The following is a 15,255-nucleotide window of genomic DNA, read 5'->3' as shown; positions in this document are numbered from 1 at the left end:
ATCCGCGTTCCACCACGACAGCAAGATGCCGACCTCGCCGCCAGGGAGCAGGACCGGCCGGCCGTAGTCGGCCTCGGTCGGCCAGATGTCTTCGCGGGTGATCCTGTCGCCCTGACGGGTCAGACGGCACATCGGTGACTCCAGCGTGCGTGCCAGTTGCCGGCCGTAAGCCAGGCGCCGGCCATCGCGAGAGCTCACTTCGACGGTGATGATGTCGGGCACAGCGTGGGCCAGGAGGACGTCCGTCGGGTCCAGCATGCCCCGCCCGACAAGCATGCCCGTCGCGGTGGCGCGCGGGTACCAGATCTCCCAGAACTCCAGCGGTGCGCGCTCGCTCACGCCGCCCTCACGCTCTCGCCCACACTGATGTGGTTCTCGTCGGCGTCATGCACTACGAAGTCCCGCATACCGTAGTCGCGCACGGCCAGGCCGCTGTCCAGGTCGGCCCCAGCGGCCCGGCAGCGCTCGAAGAGTCTCTCCACACCGGTGACCGTGATGTAGCAGCCGGCGCGGCCCGCTGTCGACCCCTCACGGTCGAGCGACAGCTGGATGAAGACATCGCCGGCGCCGACGATTGCGAAGGTCGGCGGGTCGCCGTACACCGACCGCTGTTCCAGGCCCAGCGCCCTCTGGTAGAACTCGATGGCCTTCCTGACGTCACGCACGGGAAGCGTCGGGCTGACACGAACGTATGAGACCTCTTCCACGATGCCCCCTTTCCGGCCCTCGCGGCTGCGCGGGGGCCTGCTGCTCCGGCGTCTCGGTCGGGCCGCGGCCCGCGCCGGCCGCTGCAGCTTAGGAAGGCGCTGTCAGGAGGTCAATCGCTACCAGGGGCGATAGCGGTTGGTGATCGGCAGCCGGCGGTCCCGGCCGAAAGCGCGCGGCGTTATCTTGATCCCTGGCGGCGCCTGGCGGCGCTTGTACTCGTTCAAGTCCACCATGCGCATCACTTTGCGCACGACGGCCTCGTCGAACCCCATCGCCACGATCTCCTCGATGCTCCGGTCCTCCTCGACGTAGGCCTGGAGTATCGGGTCCAGCACTTCGTACGGTGGCAACGTATCGGTGTCCAGCTGGCCCGGCCGCAGCTCCGCTGATGGCGGCTTCTCCAACACCGCCTTCGGGATCAGGTCCCGCCCGGCGATCTCGTTCCGGTACCTCGCCAGGCGGTAGACGAGGGTCTTCGGCACGTCCTTGATGACGGCGAAGCCGCCCGCCATGTCGCCGTACAGGGTCGCGTAGCCCGTGGCCATCTCGCTCTTGTTGCCGCAGGTCAGCACCGGCTGCCAGCCGAACTTGTTCGAAAGCGCCATCCAGATGTTGCCCCGTATGCGCGACTGTATGTTCTCTTCGGCGGTGCCGGGCTCCGTCCCTTCGAAGACCTTCGACAGCATCTGGAGGTAGGCCTCGTGCGCCGGTTCGATCGGGATGATCAGGAGGCGAATGCCGAGGTTCTCGGTGAGCTGACGGGCGTCCGCGATGGAGCCTTCGGACGAGAAACGCGAAGGGTTCGACACGGCGATGACGTGCTCGGGGCCGAGGGCATCGGTGGCGATAGTCGCCACCAGGCTCGAGTCGATGCCGCCGGAGACGCCGACGATCACGGTCTCGAAGCCGTTCTTGTGCACGTAGTCCCGCGTGCCTGTCACCAGCGCCTGGTAAACCTCGGCGAGGTCGTCGGGCTCGGCAAGCGTCGGCCTGGCCAGCGGCGCCCGCGCCACCTCCCGCGGCCCGGACACGAACACCTGCGTCACCTGGTTATCGCCGCGCTCGATATAAGGCGAGCGCCGCAGGGGCAGGTGGAGCCGCCCCAGATACAGAGAATCGAGGTCGATGTCGACCAGGAGCAGGTGCTCCTCGAAACTCGGCGCCCGCGCCACTAGCTCCCCGTCCTGGTCGAAGACCATGCTGTTACCGTCGAAGACCAGCTCGTCCTGGCCACCGACGAGGTTGACGTAGCAGAGGTAGACGGCGTTGTCGGCGGCGCGGGTGGCCACCATGCGCTCGCGGTAGGCCCGCTTGCCGTGGTGAAAGGGCGAGCCGTTGATGTTGACGATGACGTCCGCTCCCGCGAGCGCCTGCGAGCGCGCCGGCCCCTCCGGGTACCAGATGTCCTCGCAGACGCTCACGCCAACGCGCGCGCCGGAGATCTCGTACACCTGCGATGACTCTCCGGCCTTGAAGTAGCGCATCTCGTCGAAGACGCCGTAGTTCGGCAGGAAGTTCTTGTGGTAGACGCCGGCCACGCGGCCATCGCTGATTACGGCGGCGGCGTTGAACAGGTCGCCATCGAAGTCGACGAAGCCGACCACGGCGGTCAGGCCGCGAATCTCCGCCGCCAGTTGCCGCAGCGCCTTGAGGTTATCCTCGATGAAGCTGTGGCGTAGCAGGAGGTCCTCTGGCGGGTAACCCGGCAGGGCCAGCTCAGGAAAGGCGACGATGTCGGCGCCCTCGGACCGCGCCCGTTCGGCGTAATCGAGGATCAGGCGGGCATTCCCGCTCAGGTTCCCGACCGTCGGGTTTATCTGCGCCAGGGCGACCCTTAGTGTCCTCATGACACTAACTCTCCCATGTCGCGATTATCGGCAGCGCGGGGTGGGCGGGTCAAACGCGCGCCCCGGCCCGGGCACCATCGCGGGCGGGCAACCGCTTGCCCGCGGGAGAAACGGCGAGGAGTCATCGAGAAATTCGCCAGGGGAGTAATCCTCCTTCGAGGTCGGACCGTGCATGCGTGCCGGGGTATTCCGGGTCACTCTCGAAGGCGAGCCTTCGCCGCGTATGCTCCCGCGGCCTATCCTAGAACGGGACGCCGGCATGACTGCTCTTATCACCACCAGGACTGCAATCGAGGGACTCCGGCTCCGGCCCCTCAGGTTCGAGGAAATTCCCGCCCTGGCCGCCGCCCTGCAGGACGATGTCACCCAGGCCCAGCTCGAGGTCCGCTGGCGCGAGCAAGAGCTCGGATTCCGCGAGATCGTCGTCGCAGAGATCGATGGGCAGCTCGCCGGCACCGTCAGCATTCACGAGCCCGGCGACCCGCCCCGTTCCCTGCATCTCTTCGCCCTCGAGGTCGGCAGGGAGTGGCGCAGGCGGGGGATCGGGACCGCCCTCGTCGATTACGTCGTCGGAGTAGCCCGCGCGCGAGGCTTGTGGTCGGTCCACCTCGAGGTCCGTGCCGACAACCCGGCCCGAAAGCTGTACCACCGTGCCGGCTTCCGGCGTGTCGGGCAGCCGTTCCTGAACGGTTGGTGGCGTTACACCGGCGACGGCAGCCGCGAGCGCGTCGAGGAGGTCTCCGTGCGAATGGTGAAACGCCTCCGCCCTCGAGGCGCCAGCATAAGGGCGCAGGTGCTACAGTAGCCGCCGGATGGATCCCTACGTAGCCGCACTCGCCGCAGGCTTTCTCGTTGCCCTCGCTTGCTCGGCTTCGCTCGTGCAGGTCATGCCCCGCCTCCCCGCTTCGTGGCCCCTTGGGGGCTTGCGGTCGGCGCCCGGCCGGGGCGCCCAGGTCGGCGGCTTTGCGGTGCTCGCGGCCTTCGCTGCCGCGCCCTTCATTGCCGCCGCGCTCTCCGACAAGGCAGCGGAGTACTTCAACCCGAAACGCGCGGAGTTCCTGGGCTACCTGGGCGCCGTCTCGCTGGTGTTTGCCACCGGCGTCGTGGATGACTGGCGCGCCATCCGGCCCTGGCAGAAGCTTGCGGGGCAACTCGTGGCCGGCAGCGCCGTTTTCGCGGCCGGCTACCGGTTCGAGGCCATCGGCTTCCCCTGGGGCGGCGCGCTCGACCTCGGCCTCCTCGCCCTCCCGGCGACCCTTCTCTGGGTCGTCTTCTTCACCAACGCGATGAACCTGATCGATGGCAAGGACGGCGTGGCGACCGGAGTCAGCGTGTTCGCCGCCGCGGCTATCGCGGCCGTGGCCGCGGACACCGGGCATCCGGCCGTGGCCCTCCTCTGCGTTGCCCTGGCCGGCGCCGGCCTCGGCTTTCTGCCCCTGAACCTGCCTTCGGCGCCGCTCATCCTCGGTGACGCCGGCGCCCAGGCCTTCGGATTCGTCCTCGCGACTCTCTCCATACGCGGCGCCACGGGCATCGAGGAAAGCGTGTTCGTGGCCGTGCCCGTGCTCGCTCTCGGCTTTCCCGTGCTGGACACCCTGCTCGCGGCGACCAGGCGCGTCCTCGAAGGGCGGAAGCCCTGGAGCGGAGATACGGACCACATCCACCACCGCCTGGAGCAGCTCGAACTTGGCCCGCGCGGCGTCCTGGTCGCCCTCTACACGCTCTCGGCCCTGTTCGCCGCGGCAGCCCTCGGTACCCACTATGCCGATTCGTTGCTCGCGGAAGCAGCGATCTTCCTGGCGCTCGCAGTCCTCGTCGCCCTGGTCCTGGGGAAATTGGGGTATCTCGTGTCCATGTGGCGCAGCCGGAGGCTGGCGGGCGTTCGGCGCCGCCTTGCCGGCGAGTAGCCTTACATAGCCCGGTCGCGGAGCTCCGTGAGCTTCCTGCGCAGCCAGCCCGTGGCCAGCATCAGGGCGCAGCGCAGCCAAATGCCGGCAAATACCAGCACATCCAGTGGGGCAGATCGCGCCAGGTAGGCGCGGTAGTAGCGCCACATCCCCCTGTGCCGCGCGATCAGCGCCTTCGAAGGCACGGTGCGCGCGCTGGCGCCGATCTCGTGCGTGACCTTCGTCTGCGGGAAATAGATCACTTTGAGCCCGGCGCGGTGGACTCGCTGGCAGAAGTCCACGTCCTCGAAGCCCCAGAAGTACCCCTCGTCGAAGGAGCCGACGTTCTTCAGCGTGGCGCGCGTGGTCACCAGGCAGGCGCCGGACACCCAGTCCACCTCGGCGATCTCATCGTGGGACCAATCGGTCATGAGGTAGCGGCGCGAAAGCGGGTTGCCGGGGAAAAGGCGGGTGAGCAGGGAGTATCGGTTGAACAGGGAAGCCGTAAGGTCGGGGAAGCGCCGCACTGAGAGCTGCAGGCGCCCGTCCGGGTCCACGATCTTGATGCCCAGGGCGCCTGCCTCCGGGTGAGAGCGCAAATACGCCGCGGCCGCGCTGAAAGCATCATCGCTGAGTTCGCAGTCCGGATTCAGGAAGACGATGACGTCTCCGCGGGCCTCGGAGGCGCCGAGGTTCGCGCCAGCGGAGAACCCGCGGTTTACCGTGCTTCGGATGAGCCGGACGGCCGGAAACTCGCGCGCAACCATGTCGGCGCTGCCGTCGCGCGAGTCGTTGTCCACGACGACCACCTCGAACGCGCCGCGCTGATGCCGGAACAGCGACCGGAGGCAGCGGCGCAGGTGTTCGCGCGCGTTGAAGCTCACGATGACGAACGAAAGCAGCTGTTCAGGCGGCATCGATCAGGCGCTTCAGGGCCTCGTAGAAGGCCGGATAGCCGGACTTGATCAGGTCGAGGTCTCCAGGGCGCGCCACGCCGCTGTAGTACCGCTGGGCGGCGCGGATGATCGGCGCGAACCCGGGCCCGAGGCGCTCCAGCGCCCAGGCGCCCGAATCGAGCTTGGAGCGCACCACGTCCCGGGTCTCCAGGCTCGCCAGGATGCGACAGAGCTGCAGAGTCCAGTAGGGTGAGCCGCCACTCAGGACTCGCCCGGCCTCCTCGGCGTCGCGCCGCAGGGCCTGCTCGATCTCTTGCCACTCCGGCGGCGGCACGATGCCTTGCGGCGCCAGCCCATGCACAACGATCACCGCGCCCGCCAGCCAGTGGGCCCGGTGTAGCGCCCAGTGCTCGTCCCGGACGCCCGGGTGCCACGGGCCGACGTTCGGCGGCGGCTCAGGCTTGCGGGCGTCGTCGAGGAGGATGTACCAGGTGTCGAGGTCGATGCCCGGGTTCTCGCGCTCGACGGTGTCGTGCGCGGCCTGAATCGCCTTGCTGCCGCTTGCTCCCGGTGGTTGTCGCAGGAGGACATGCAGGTCAACGTCGATCGCGCGCGGGCCGAAGATCGTGGCGCCGTAGAGCCAGATAGCGGCAACGTCGTCGCCAAGGCCTCGCAGCAACGAGGCGCGCAGCAGCCGTACCGCGCCTCGCGCCGGTTCCGCGACCTCATCCAGAGTCGTAATCACGGCGCTTCCTCGCCGAGAAGCCTGCGATAGACGGCCAGAGTCCTCTCGGCGCAGGCGTCCCAGGTAAACGCCGCCGCGCGGCCACGCCCCGCCTCGCACAGGCGCCGGCGTTCCTCCGGGTCGCTCCAGACCAGCTCGATCGCGTCGGCTATGGCCCTTGCGTCGCGCGGGTCCACCAGAATGGCGGCGCCGTCCGCGACCTCCGGCAGCGCGGACACATTCGATGTGATCACAGGCGTGCCACAGGCCATGGCCTCGAGGACGGGTAGGCCGAAGCCCTCGTACAGCGAAGGGAACACGAACACGGACGCGGCGTTGTACAGCGCGGGCAGGTCCTCCTGGGGCACGTAGCCGGTGAAGTGGACGTGCTCCGACAGGCCGAGCCTCGCGACCAGTCCTTCCTCCTGCGCAGCACCCCAAGCCGGCTGTCCCACGACGGCCAGGTGGGGCGAATGGCCGAGGTCGACGAGATACCGCATCGCCCACAGTATCGCTTCGCGGTTCTTTCCTGGCTCCCGCGTGCCCAGGCTGAGGATGTAGCCCTCCGGCAGGTGGTATCGCTCCGCGGCGAGTCTCTGACACTCCTCGCGGTCGAGCGGCTTGAAGGCGGAGTCGATGCCTTCGTGTGTCACGGCGATCCGGGCGCGGGGCAGGCCGAGGAAGCTCGACGCCTCGTCGGCGACGCTCGCGCTGGGGACGATTACTGCCCGCGCCCGGCGCGCCGCGGCCATCGTCAGCGCCTGAAAGTAGAGCCGGCGCGCGAGCGGGTAGCGCTCCGGCAGGATGAAGAAGGTTACGTCATGGACCGTGACTGCGCGAGGGCAGGGACACCAGAGCAGTGGCGTGGTGTGGTGGGGCGAGTGCATCAGGCGGGCGCCCCGGCGCCGCAGGTCCAGCGGTAGCAGGGTCTGTTCCCAGAGCAGCCGCCCCCAGCGCGACCTCGGGCCGATGTCCCGCACCTTGAAGTTGGCGGGCAGGCCGCCGAGCAGCGGGAGCGTGTGAGAGCGGGCGTAGACCAGGTAGTCGTGGCCGGCGTCGATGCGGGCGAGTGCGCGCAGGAGGTTCAGCGTGTACATACCGGCGCCGGCAGGCTGCGGGGGGACTGAGGAGCAGTCGAAGGCGATGAGCGCCCGGGAGGCCATGCTCCTAGACTCCTCCGCGCGCAGAGTGGGGGTCAAGCCGACTAAGGCGTGCTGCTGACCACTCTTGGGCCCACGACGTAGGCGAAGGTGCGCCCGTCGGCGGCCCACGAGAGCCCCGTGACGTACATTCCGGGCGGCGCCTCTATCGTCCGCAGGAGGTCGCCCCGGCCGCTGTACAGCCGCAGCGCCCGCCCGCCGACCAGGACCCGTTCGCCGTCAGGCGAAGGAGCCGCCGAGGCAAGGACCTCGCCGCCGGCGTCCGTGAGGCTGCGCACTCTGCCGTCCGGCAACGACGCCAGTAGCACGGCCGTCGGCGGCACGGTGCAGCCCGTGGTGCAGGGCGTCCCGCTGAGCAGGAGCGCGCTCGGGGAGAGCCAGCGCTGGGCCGTGAAGAAGCCATCGCCGCAGCCCAGGAGTTCCAGCGTACGGCCGCCTGACATATCCGTGGCGAAAGTCTTGTTCGGTGAGGCCGGGCTGCGTGTGGAAACGCGGGACGTGCCTCCACAGGGCACGCCCGTCGTCGAGGCCGCTACCCAGCGCCCGTCCGGCGACGCGGAGGTAAAGACCACTTCGACGGGCTGCTGGTGGACGATCCGGCCGGTGGCAGCTTCGACCACAGTACCCGCGGCGGAGACGTAGGCACCGTCGTTGCTCCAGACGAGCCCGCCAGAGAGCTGGCCCGCGGTCGCGCCTTCGACGCGCTGGCCAAGCGGGGCCCGCTTCGCAGAACGCGACTCCAGCTCGAAGATCACCAGGTCGTTGCCCTCGAACCCCGCCACGCGCCGTCCGTCCGGAGACCACGATGGCGTGGCGCGGTAGAACCCGAGGTCGACTGCCTCATCCTCGTAGGGAGCGAGGGCATAGAAGCGGCTCGAAGTCTCGCCGGACACGAACGCGCCCACGAGGAGCAGGCGCCCGTCCGGCGACCAGGACCCCAGGGAGCCGTAGAGCAGCTTGCTCACGAGTTGTCTGCTCGCGCCATCGCCGTCCAGGATGTAGACCTGGCGGGACGCCGCTACCCGCGGCGTCCCTGTAAGCGCGATCCTGCCGCTGTCGCGGGAAACACGGGCCCCGGCCGACGACGAGAAGACCCGCTCCCAGAGCACCGAGCCGTCCCTGGGGTCCAGCGCAACGAATCCGGTCACGGTCTCACCGAGGCCGGTCTGCGACGAGAAAGCCGTTATCACGGCGCTGCCGTCATCGAGAAACACGCTCGTGCCCGCACGCCGGCGCGTCTCGTGCAGCAGCCGCGGCGAGCCGCCGAGGTCAGCCACGTACACCCGCCAGATGTCCTCGGCGCCGTCTGCCGTCATGCCGGCATAAGGACGCGCGCTTTCTCTCAGGTCCACTGGCGGCGGGTCCACCGCAAGCCACTGCACGGAAACGCCCGTCCGGGGCGCCTCTTCCTCCGCCGGGAAGAAGATGCCCCACACGTAGAGCGCGGCGACAATCCCCAGCGCCAGGAGGACGAAGGCCCGCAGGCGGGTAAGCCGCGGCGCCCGCGGGCGCCTGAGGGCAGCGGCCACCTTCTGCCATGTCGTTGGCTCCTCCGGGGGCTTCCAGGCCGCGGCGGCCTGCCGGCTCGAAACGCCGAGCTTGGCGATCACCTCGCCCACGTAGAAGCGGACACCGGCGGGGCTAATGTCGAGCTGCGTGGCAATCTGGTCGTCGTTGAGGCCGACTCGCATCAGCTCGAGCACGTCCTGCTCGCGAGGCGTCAACTTGGCGTTGGGACGGTTGCGACCTTCGGCCACGCCGGCAGTTTAGCGCAGCGGACTATTGCCTACCGTCAGCCAGGCACATGCCCCTTCGCCTTCATGTAGTCAGCGAGGGCCTCCTGCCAGGGCCGCGGTTGAGCGATCCCCAGGGCGCGCAGCCGGTCATTCGCCAGCACCGAATACGCTGGCCTCTTCGCCGGCGAGCCGAACTCGGCGGACGAGACCGGCCTGAAGTCCGGCTTCAGGCCCGCAAGCTCGAATATGGCGGAAGCGAACTCGTACCAGGAGCACTGGCCCGAGTTCGTGATGTGCACGGTGCCGCGGGCGCCGCTGTCCAGGACGCGGAAGAGCGTCTCGGCCAGGTCGTGGGTATAGGTTGGCGCCGACACCTGGTCGTCGACGACGCGTATCTGCTGGCCCTGGCGCGCCAGCCGCAGCATCGTCTCCGCGAAGTTGCCGCCCTTGCCGCTTGCGCCGGCCACGCCGTACAGGCCCGAGGAGCGTACCAGGATGTGACCATCCGGCAACGTGTAGCGCAGGATGTACTCGCCGGCCGCCTTCGAAACGCCGTAAGCGCTAATCGGGTTCGGGGCATCGCTTTCGCTGTAGGGGGTGCGCTTCGCGCCGTCGAACACGTAGTCGGTGCTGAAGTGCACCAGGACCGCACCGAGGTCGCGGCAAGCCTCGGCCAGGTGTTTGACGCCGAGCGCGTTTACCCGGAACGCCTCCATCACCTGCGTCTCGCAGTCGTCGACGCGGTGGAAGGCCGAGGTGTTGATCACGGCCTCGGGGCCGATGCCGGTGAGGACGGACTGGACGGCCGCGCGGTCGGCCACCTCCAGGTCAGCGTGCGTAAGGCTCACGAGCTCGACCCCTCGGGCGGCGAGCCGCGACTGCGGCCACAGGCGCACGATGTCCGACCCCAGCTGGCCGTTGCTGCCGATGAGGGCGACGCGGGCCACTACTCGTTCAGGGCCCGCGCTTCACCGCGGCGGAGGACGTAGTCGAAGGGATGGAGTCCAGCATGCACTTCGTTGAGGAGCAGCATCCAGTCGATGTTGTAGTAGCGGGGATGGCCGAAGTCCATCCGGTCCTGCTTCGTGAACACGCTGACCATGTGGTCAACCGATTCGAGCACGGTCCGTCGCGGCGTGAACCCCAGGAGCTGGACCAGTTTCTGGTTCGAGCAGCGATAGTTCCGCACCAGCGGCGGCTCCGGCGCAGTCTCCAGCTCGACGTGGCCGCGCACCAACCCAACGGAGCCTGCCACCAGCATCGCCAGCTCGCGCACCTGGTAGTTCCCTTGCACGACATTGATGATCTGGCCCCGCACGTCACTGGCCGGCGCCTCCAGACTTGCGATCTGGGCCGCGGCCGCGTCCGTCACGTCTACCAATGGCCGCCATGGCCAGCCGCCGCCGTGGAGCAGCAGGCGGCCGCGGGTCAAGGCGTCCTTCACGAAGGTGTTTACCACCAGGTCAAAGCGCATGCGCGGGCTCCAGCCGAAGACCGTCCCCTGGCGCAGGACCACCGGGCAGAAGTCCGGCCCAGCCATCTCCAGCAGCTTCACTTCGCCGAAACGCTTCGACTCGGCGTACGGGCCCCGGGGCGCTATCGGGGCTTCCTCGTCGTAGGTGGCGCCGTCCGGGAGCCCGTCGTACAACGAGCAGCTGGAGCCGAACACGAACCTCTCGACCCCGTTGCGCCGCGCCGCTTCCGCCAGCGCCACCGTCGCCTCGGCGTTCATCTCCCAGTTCGCCTGGGGGTCGAAGTTGGCCGTCGGGTCGTTCGAGAGGCCGGCCAGGTGTATGACGCCGTCAATGCCGCGGAACCATTCGTCCTGCACGTCCCGGATGTCCGCGTGGACCACCTCCACCTGCGGCAGGACCTCACGGATCGGGCCGAGTCCCCAGTAGAGGCGGTCGAGAAGCCGGACCTGGTGCCCGCGGTCGAGTAGCTGGCGCGTCAAGATCGAGCCGATGTATCCGGCCCCGCCGGTCACGAGGACTCGCAATAGGTCCCTCTCACGGTGCGCGGGCCGCCTGGCCGACCGCGGCCTTCGGGACAGCGCACCTGTCTAATATTTCACCCATTGTATAACGGCCACTGTCGCACGCGGTGCGCCCGGCCTAGGCCGCTCCTGACGGATAGATGAAGTTGTCGGAGAGCGGGCTGGCGGTCCAGGCGGCAAGCGTGTATCCGTTGCGGTCCTTCTCGGTCACCAGGCTCGTCCTGCGGCTCACCTCATCGAAGACGCGCTTCAGCTCCGGGGCGCACATCGACCAATCGAGGTCAGGCGCAAAGGGCGAGATACCCGCCTCCGTCGAGGGGCTGTATTCGCCCGTGCAGAAGTACTCGATGAGAGTGTCCTCCGGGAACACGTTCCCGTGCGCAAACCCAGGGGGCATCCAGATCCATTCGTCGTAATCGGCATCGCGGTTCGCCGGGAGGTCATAGGCGATGATCTTCCCGAACGTTGGCGAGCCCTTACGGATGTCGAGAATGAAGTCGACCATGCGGCCGGAGAGCGTGCGCACCAGCTTGCCCATGTAGGGGCTCCACTGGAAGTGCAGGCCCCTTATCGTGCCGGCGCGGGAGAAGCTCTCGTTGCACTGCACGAACTCCGGCAGGTGGTCCAGCCGCGGCGCCAGGTCGCTCTTCCGATAGTGCTCCGTGAAGTAGCCGCGGTCGTCCAGGAAGCGGCCGAAGCGCACCACCTGCACGCCCTCGAGGGCCAGGTCCTTGATCTCGAGGATCTTCATGAGCCTATTTCACCGCCTCCAGGACCGCGTAGGCCTCGGCGATGCCGAACCAGTGCCCCCACCAACGCTCGCACACGCGCTGCGCGCCCGGGCTCCGGTTCGCGACCGCCTCCAGGAAGTCCGTAAACAGCGCCGTGAGGAACCTCCGCCCGGGGGCGTAGCGCCCCTTGTTCCCTCCGGCCACGAACCTCAGCCTGCTGTACACGATGCGGAAGTCGACGCCGGAGTAGTAGGCGAACAGGTTGCCCTCGAAGGTCGTGCGGTCGAAATAGGTGAGCGTGCTCAGGTTCACGCCCCGCCGGTGGGTCGGGTCTCGCCAGGTCATGTAGTGCGATGACGAGTGCGGTACCGTCACGTAAAAGCGCCCGCCGGGCTTGCACACGCGCCATACCTCTTTCATGACCGCTGGCAGGTCGTCGAAGTGCTCGAGCAGGTGGGAGGCATGGACCGCGTCCGCACAGGAGTCCTTGAAGGGCAGGCCGAAGGTTACGTCGCCAAGGACATCGACCGTCTTCAGCGGCGCGATGTCCAGGCCGATGGCGCCGGGCGTCTTCCGTTCGCCGCAGCCGATGTCGATTACCACGGGCTTCATGCGTCCGGATTATAGAAACCTGTCACCTTTAGCACGAACCGCGGATGTTAGGATTTTCCCTCGATGGCCCAGCGCATCCTGATCCTCAGCCGCACGCCGATCGGCCGGCAGATGTCCAGCCCCGGCATCCGCTACGTCAACATGCGCCGCGTCCTCCGCGAAGCGCTGCCGGGCTCGCGCGTGGACATCGCCGTGCCGGAGGGCTTCCGCAGCCTGGGCTCCGCCGAGCACGAGGTCATCTACTACCAGCCGTTGCGGGCGCTCGAACTGGCGCGCTCGTACGACGCCGTCATCGGCATGTCCTTCCCTCTGTCTCTCGGGCTGGCTTCGTCTTTCCTGCGCCGCCCCCTCCTGGTGCTCGACTTCTTCTCGCAATTCCACTTCGAGTGGATGGAGCTCGGGCGCGATCTCTACAGCGGGCTCCACCGCGACCTGTGGACCGCGGCCGGGCGCCTTTACGTCAATTTCCAGCTCCAGCTTGCGGACTTCGTGACCTGCGCCAACGACCGCCAGCGTGACGCCTATATCGGCGTGATGGCGTCGCTCGGGTTGCTGACCGTCGAGACCTACGAGCAGGACCCGACCCTGCGCCGCCTCATCGACGTCGTGCCCCATGGCGTCCGCCCGGAGCCGTTCCCCTCCGGCAGCGGCGGCATCAAAGGCTCCTACCCCGGCATCGAGGAAGGCGACAGGCTGCTCCTGTGGCTGGGCGGCATCCTCTACTGGTACGACCCCGTAACCCTGATCCGGGCGCTGCACCGGGCGCGAAAGAAGCACCCGCGGCTGAAGCTCCTCTTCCTGGGGACCAGCTATCCCGGCGAGACGCGCCTGGGCCAGGGACTGCGCCTCCAACAGGCGATCGACGAGGCGAAGCGCCTGGGCCTGTGGCAACGCGGCGTTTACATGCACCCGGAGTGGCTGTCCCAGGAGGAGGTGACTCGCTTCCTCCAGGACGCCGACGCCGCCGTCACCACCTACTTCACGAATGCCGAGACCCGCTTCGCCCACCGTACCAGGTTCCAGGACTACATCTGGGCGCGCCTCCCGATCTTGTGCACCGAGGGCGATGTCCTTGCCGAGATGGTGCGCAAGAAGGGCTGGGGCATCGCCCTTCCCGAGGGGGACGAAGAGGCCGTCTACCAGGCGCTCCTCAGGGTCGCCGAGGACGACGAGTTCCTGGCGACCTGCCGCGCGAACCTCGCCTCGGGGGCAGCCGAGATGACGTGGGAGGCGGCTCTCGAGCCGCTGGTGCGCTTTCTTGGCCGGGAGGACGGCATCGCAACGCCACGTTCCCGGCGCGTTTTCCCCATCCTGCGCTCCGGGGCGGCGTATTTCGCCGCGCGCCTCCTCGAGCGCCAGGTCGCGCGCGTGCAGGGTTTTCTCGAGGCGCGTCAGGCCGGCTGAGCGGCCTGCGCCTGGCGCGCGGCCGCCTCGCGCCGACGCTCCGCTGCCGGCTTACCGGCGGCGAGCCCTCGCGCCATCTGGTCGAGCCTGGAGAGGACGTAGGAGCCAGCGAAGACGGCGCTGGCGACGGGAGAGCGGCTCGGACTCGCCGCCGGCGCCTCGCTGCAATAGCGCACGAGGGGGGCCAGGCAGTTCTCCCAGCTGAGGGCTGGCTTGAGCGCCCGTGCGTTGGCCTTACACGCGTCGCGGAAGTCGTCATCGTCCGCGATCTTGATGATGGCCTCCGCCATGGCCTTCACGTCGCGGAACGGGACGGAGATGCCCAGGCCTTTCTCTCGCACCATCTCGGCCACTTCGTCGCGCTCGTTGCATATGATCGGCGCCTCCGCCCAGATGAGGTCTACCAGGCGGACGCGGTGGGCGAAGTGCGTCTCCAGGTTGTCGAAATAAGCGCAGACGCCGGCATCGGCCTCGACGAGGAAGTCGCCGCTGTCGTCATAATCCACCCAGCCCTCGTTGAAGAAGACTGTCCGCCCGGTAAGGCCGAGCGCCTGGCTAAGGGAGAGCATGTCAGTCAGCGTCTTGCCCTCGATCGGGTCGGAGATGGGGTACTTGGTGCCGAGGAAGAACAGCTTTACTTTCGGGTGAGTCTTCGCGACGAGCGCCATCGCCTGCAGAAGCGTCGCCGGGTCGTACCAGTGAAGCACGCCGCCGTTCCAGATGAGCACGAAGTCGTCTGCTTCGATGCCGGGGTAGACTCCTTTGAGCACGCGCTTGCGCGCGACTGCCGGTTCGGGCCGGACCCCGAAAGGCGCCACGTCGATCAGGCTGCGCAGCGAGGGGTCGGCGTCGTACACCGCCGGCGTCACGCGCCCTATGGCCGCGAGCGTGCCGAGCCAGAGGTCGCGCTGGCGTTCGTTCGCCGCCAGGACGAAGTCCGCGAGCGAGAGCTGGAGGTTCAGGTAGCGCCGGTTCGCCTCCATGTTGGCGTCGCGCAGGGGGTCGTCGGGCCACTCCGCCCAGAGCTCCAGCCACTCGGCGATGAAGTTCGCGAAGAAGTCCAGCACCACCCGCTTGCCGGCCAGGAATGGTATGGCCGTGGCGCGGATGTACTGCGCGATGATGACGTCGTGATCACGGACCAGGCGCGGCAGGCTCCGGGCGCTGTAGGGCGCGACCGAGAAGGCCTCCGCGCCGGCCGGCCGCGAAGAGCCGGGGACGGCGAGCGTGACCTGCGCGCCCGGGACGCGCCGCGCCAGGGTGCGCGCGACGTTCAGCGCGCGGATCCCGGGCGCGGACATCTGCGCACCGACGGTGTTGCGGCTGATGACGAGAATGCGGCTCAAGCTGCCTCCCCGCGACCGCGCCTGAGGCGCATTCGGCTCCGAAAGCATAGACTATGCCGAGCTTGACCTCAGCCGGGGAGGGCGCGATGGAACGACCTGTGGAAGAGCGAAAGCGAGAGGGTGTCCAGCGGGTCTACCGCGGCGAGAGCATCGAGGTCATCTGGCAGCCGGAGTACTGCATCCACGCCTCCTTCTGCTGGCGCAACCTG

15 protein-coding genes are annotated in these 15,255 nt (G+C 68.3%); 3 read left to right on the top strand and 12 right to left on the bottom strand.

The annotated features are described in order from the left end of the window. The 3 genes from VNN10_11210 to VNN10_11200 all read right to left on the bottom strand — a co-directional run. A partial coding sequence (locus VNN10_11210) for a hypothetical protein (GenBank protein HXH22591.1) occupies nt 1-339 on the bottom strand: 339 nt, incomplete at its 3' end. After that, nucleotides 336-707: a VOC family protein gene (locus tag VNN10_11205; GenBank protein ID HXH22590.1), complete on the bottom strand. Its 372-nt coding sequence runs from the start codon at nt 705-707 to the stop codon at nt 336-338. The genes VNN10_11205 and VNN10_11210, both read right to left, overlap by 4 nt. Before the next feature lie 117 nt (nt 708-824). Then, nucleotides 825-2,555, bottom strand: coding sequence for an NAD+ synthase (locus VNN10_11200; GenBank protein ID HXH22589.1), 1,731 nt, complete (start codon nt 2,553-2,555; stop codon nt 825-827). A 259-nt stretch (nt 2,556-2,814) separates the two neighbouring features. On the opposite strand from VNN10_11200, the gene VNN10_11195 reads away from it, so the two are divergent. Further along, nucleotides 2,815-3,360 carry a GNAT family N-acetyltransferase gene (locus tag VNN10_11195; GenBank protein ID HXH22588.1) on the top strand — a complete coding sequence of 182 codons (546 nt, stop codon included), beginning with the start codon at nt 2,815-2,817 and terminating at the stop codon, nt 3,358-3,360. Nucleotides 3,361-3,367: 7 nt separating this feature from the next. Further along, nucleotides 3,368-4,462, top strand: coding sequence for an MraY family glycosyltransferase (locus tag VNN10_11190; GenBank protein ID HXH22587.1), 1,095 nt, complete (start codon nt 3,368-3,370; stop codon nt 4,460-4,462). Between the two features lie 2 nt (nt 4,463-4,464). Here the strand turns inward: VNN10_11190 and VNN10_11185 are convergent, their stop codons facing one another. The 8 genes from VNN10_11185 to VNN10_11150 all read right to left on the bottom strand — a co-directional run bounded on the left by VNN10_11185 (nt 4,465) and on the right by VNN10_11150 (nt 12,296). After that, a complete protein-coding gene (locus tag VNN10_11185; protein ID HXH22586.1) occupies nt 4,465-5,358 on the bottom strand; it encodes a glycosyltransferase family 2 protein in 894 nt (297 codons plus the stop codon). Further along, nucleotides 5,348-6,082, bottom strand: a complete 735-nt coding sequence (locus VNN10_11180; GenBank protein HXH22585.1) for an aminoglycoside adenylyltransferase domain-containing protein — start codon at nt 6,080-6,082, stop codon at nt 5,348-5,350. Before VNN10_11180 ends, VNN10_11185 begins: the two co-directional genes overlap by 11 nt. After that, nucleotides 6,079-7,224: a glycosyltransferase family 1 protein gene (locus VNN10_11175; protein ID HXH22584.1), complete on the bottom strand. Its 1,146-nt coding sequence runs from the start codon at nt 7,222-7,224 to the stop codon at nt 6,079-6,081. The genes VNN10_11180 and VNN10_11175 overlap by 4 nt, the downstream gene beginning before the upstream one ends. A gap of 41 nt (nt 7,225-7,265) precedes the next feature. Further along, a complete protein-coding gene (locus VNN10_11170; GenBank protein ID HXH22583.1) occupies nt 7,266-8,978 on the bottom strand; it encodes a LuxR C-terminal-related transcriptional regulator in 1,713 nt (570 codons plus the stop codon). A gap of 35 nt (nt 8,979-9,013) precedes the next feature. Further along, nucleotides 9,014-9,904: a dTDP-4-dehydrorhamnose reductase gene (gene rfbD, locus VNN10_11165; GenBank protein ID HXH22582.1), complete on the bottom strand. Its 891-nt coding sequence runs from the start codon at nt 9,902-9,904 to the stop codon at nt 9,014-9,016. Beyond that, complete coding sequence (locus VNN10_11160) at nt 9,904-10,956, bottom strand: NAD(P)-dependent oxidoreductase (GenBank protein HXH22581.1); 1,053 nt, start codon at nt 10,954-10,956, stop codon at nt 9,904-9,906. The genes rfbD and VNN10_11160 overlap by 1 nt, the downstream gene beginning before the upstream one ends. Nucleotides 10,957-11,071: 115 nt before the next feature. Beyond that, nucleotides 11,072-11,704: a dTDP-4-dehydrorhamnose 3,5-epimerase family protein gene (locus VNN10_11155; protein HXH22580.1), complete on the bottom strand. Its 633-nt coding sequence runs from the start codon at nt 11,702-11,704 to the stop codon at nt 11,072-11,074. 4 nt (nt 11,705-11,708) lie between these two features. Next, nucleotides 11,709-12,296, bottom strand: a complete 588-nt coding sequence (locus tag VNN10_11150; protein HXH22579.1) for a methyltransferase domain-containing protein — start codon at nt 12,294-12,296, stop codon at nt 11,709-11,711. A 63-nt stretch (nt 12,297-12,359) separates the two neighbouring features. On the opposite strand from VNN10_11150, the gene VNN10_11145 reads away from it, so the two are divergent. Further along, entirely contained in the window at nt 12,360-13,700 is a 1,341-nt protein-coding gene (locus VNN10_11145; protein ID HXH22578.1) for a glycosyltransferase, read from the top strand. Here the strand turns inward: VNN10_11145 and VNN10_11140 are convergent. Next, nucleotides 13,688-15,046, bottom strand: a complete 1,359-nt coding sequence (locus VNN10_11140) for a glycosyltransferase (GenBank protein ID HXH22577.1) — start codon at nt 15,044-15,046, stop codon at nt 13,688-13,690. The two genes, VNN10_11145 and VNN10_11140, sit on opposite strands and share 13 nt — an antisense overlap. Nucleotides 15,047-15,255 lie beyond the last annotated feature (209 nt).

Source organism: Dehalococcoidia bacterium, from assembly GCA_035574915.1.
Classification (GTDB): Bacteria; Chloroflexota; Dehalococcoidia; order DSTF01; family WHTK01; genus DATLYJ01.
This window is presented reverse-complemented; position numbering and strand designations above follow the sequence as displayed.

Bases quoted from the DNA above. Each gene is read 5' to 3' on its own strand.
- VNN10_11200 (HXH22589.1), bottom strand. From the start codon at position 2,555: ATGAGGACACTAAGGGTCGCCCTGGCGCAGATAAACCCGACGGTCGGG.
- VNN10_11195 (HXH22588.1), top strand. From the start codon at position 2,815: ATGACTGCTCTTATCACCACCAGGACTGCAATCGAGGGACTCCGGCTC.
- VNN10_11190 (HXH22587.1), top strand. From the start codon at position 3,368: ATGGATCCCTACGTAGCCGCACTCGCCGCAGGCTTTCTCGTTGCCCTC.
- VNN10_11185 (HXH22586.1), bottom strand. From the start codon at position 5,358: ATGCCGCCTGAACAGCTGCTTTCGTTCGTCATCGTGAGCTTCAACGCG.
- VNN10_11175 (HXH22584.1), bottom strand. From the start codon at position 7,224: ATGGCCTCCCGGGCGCTCATCGCCTTCGACTGCTCCTCAGTCCCCCCG.
- VNN10_11155 (HXH22580.1), bottom strand. From the start codon at position 11,704: ATGAAGATCCTCGAGATCAAGGACCTGGCCCTCGAGGGCGTGCAGGTG.
- VNN10_11150 (HXH22579.1), bottom strand. From the start codon at position 12,296: ATGAAGCCCGTGGTAATCGACATCGGCTGCGGCGAACGGAAGACGCCC.
- VNN10_11145 (HXH22578.1), top strand. From the start codon at position 12,360: ATGGCCCAGCGCATCCTGATCCTCAGCCGCACGCCGATCGGCCGGCAG.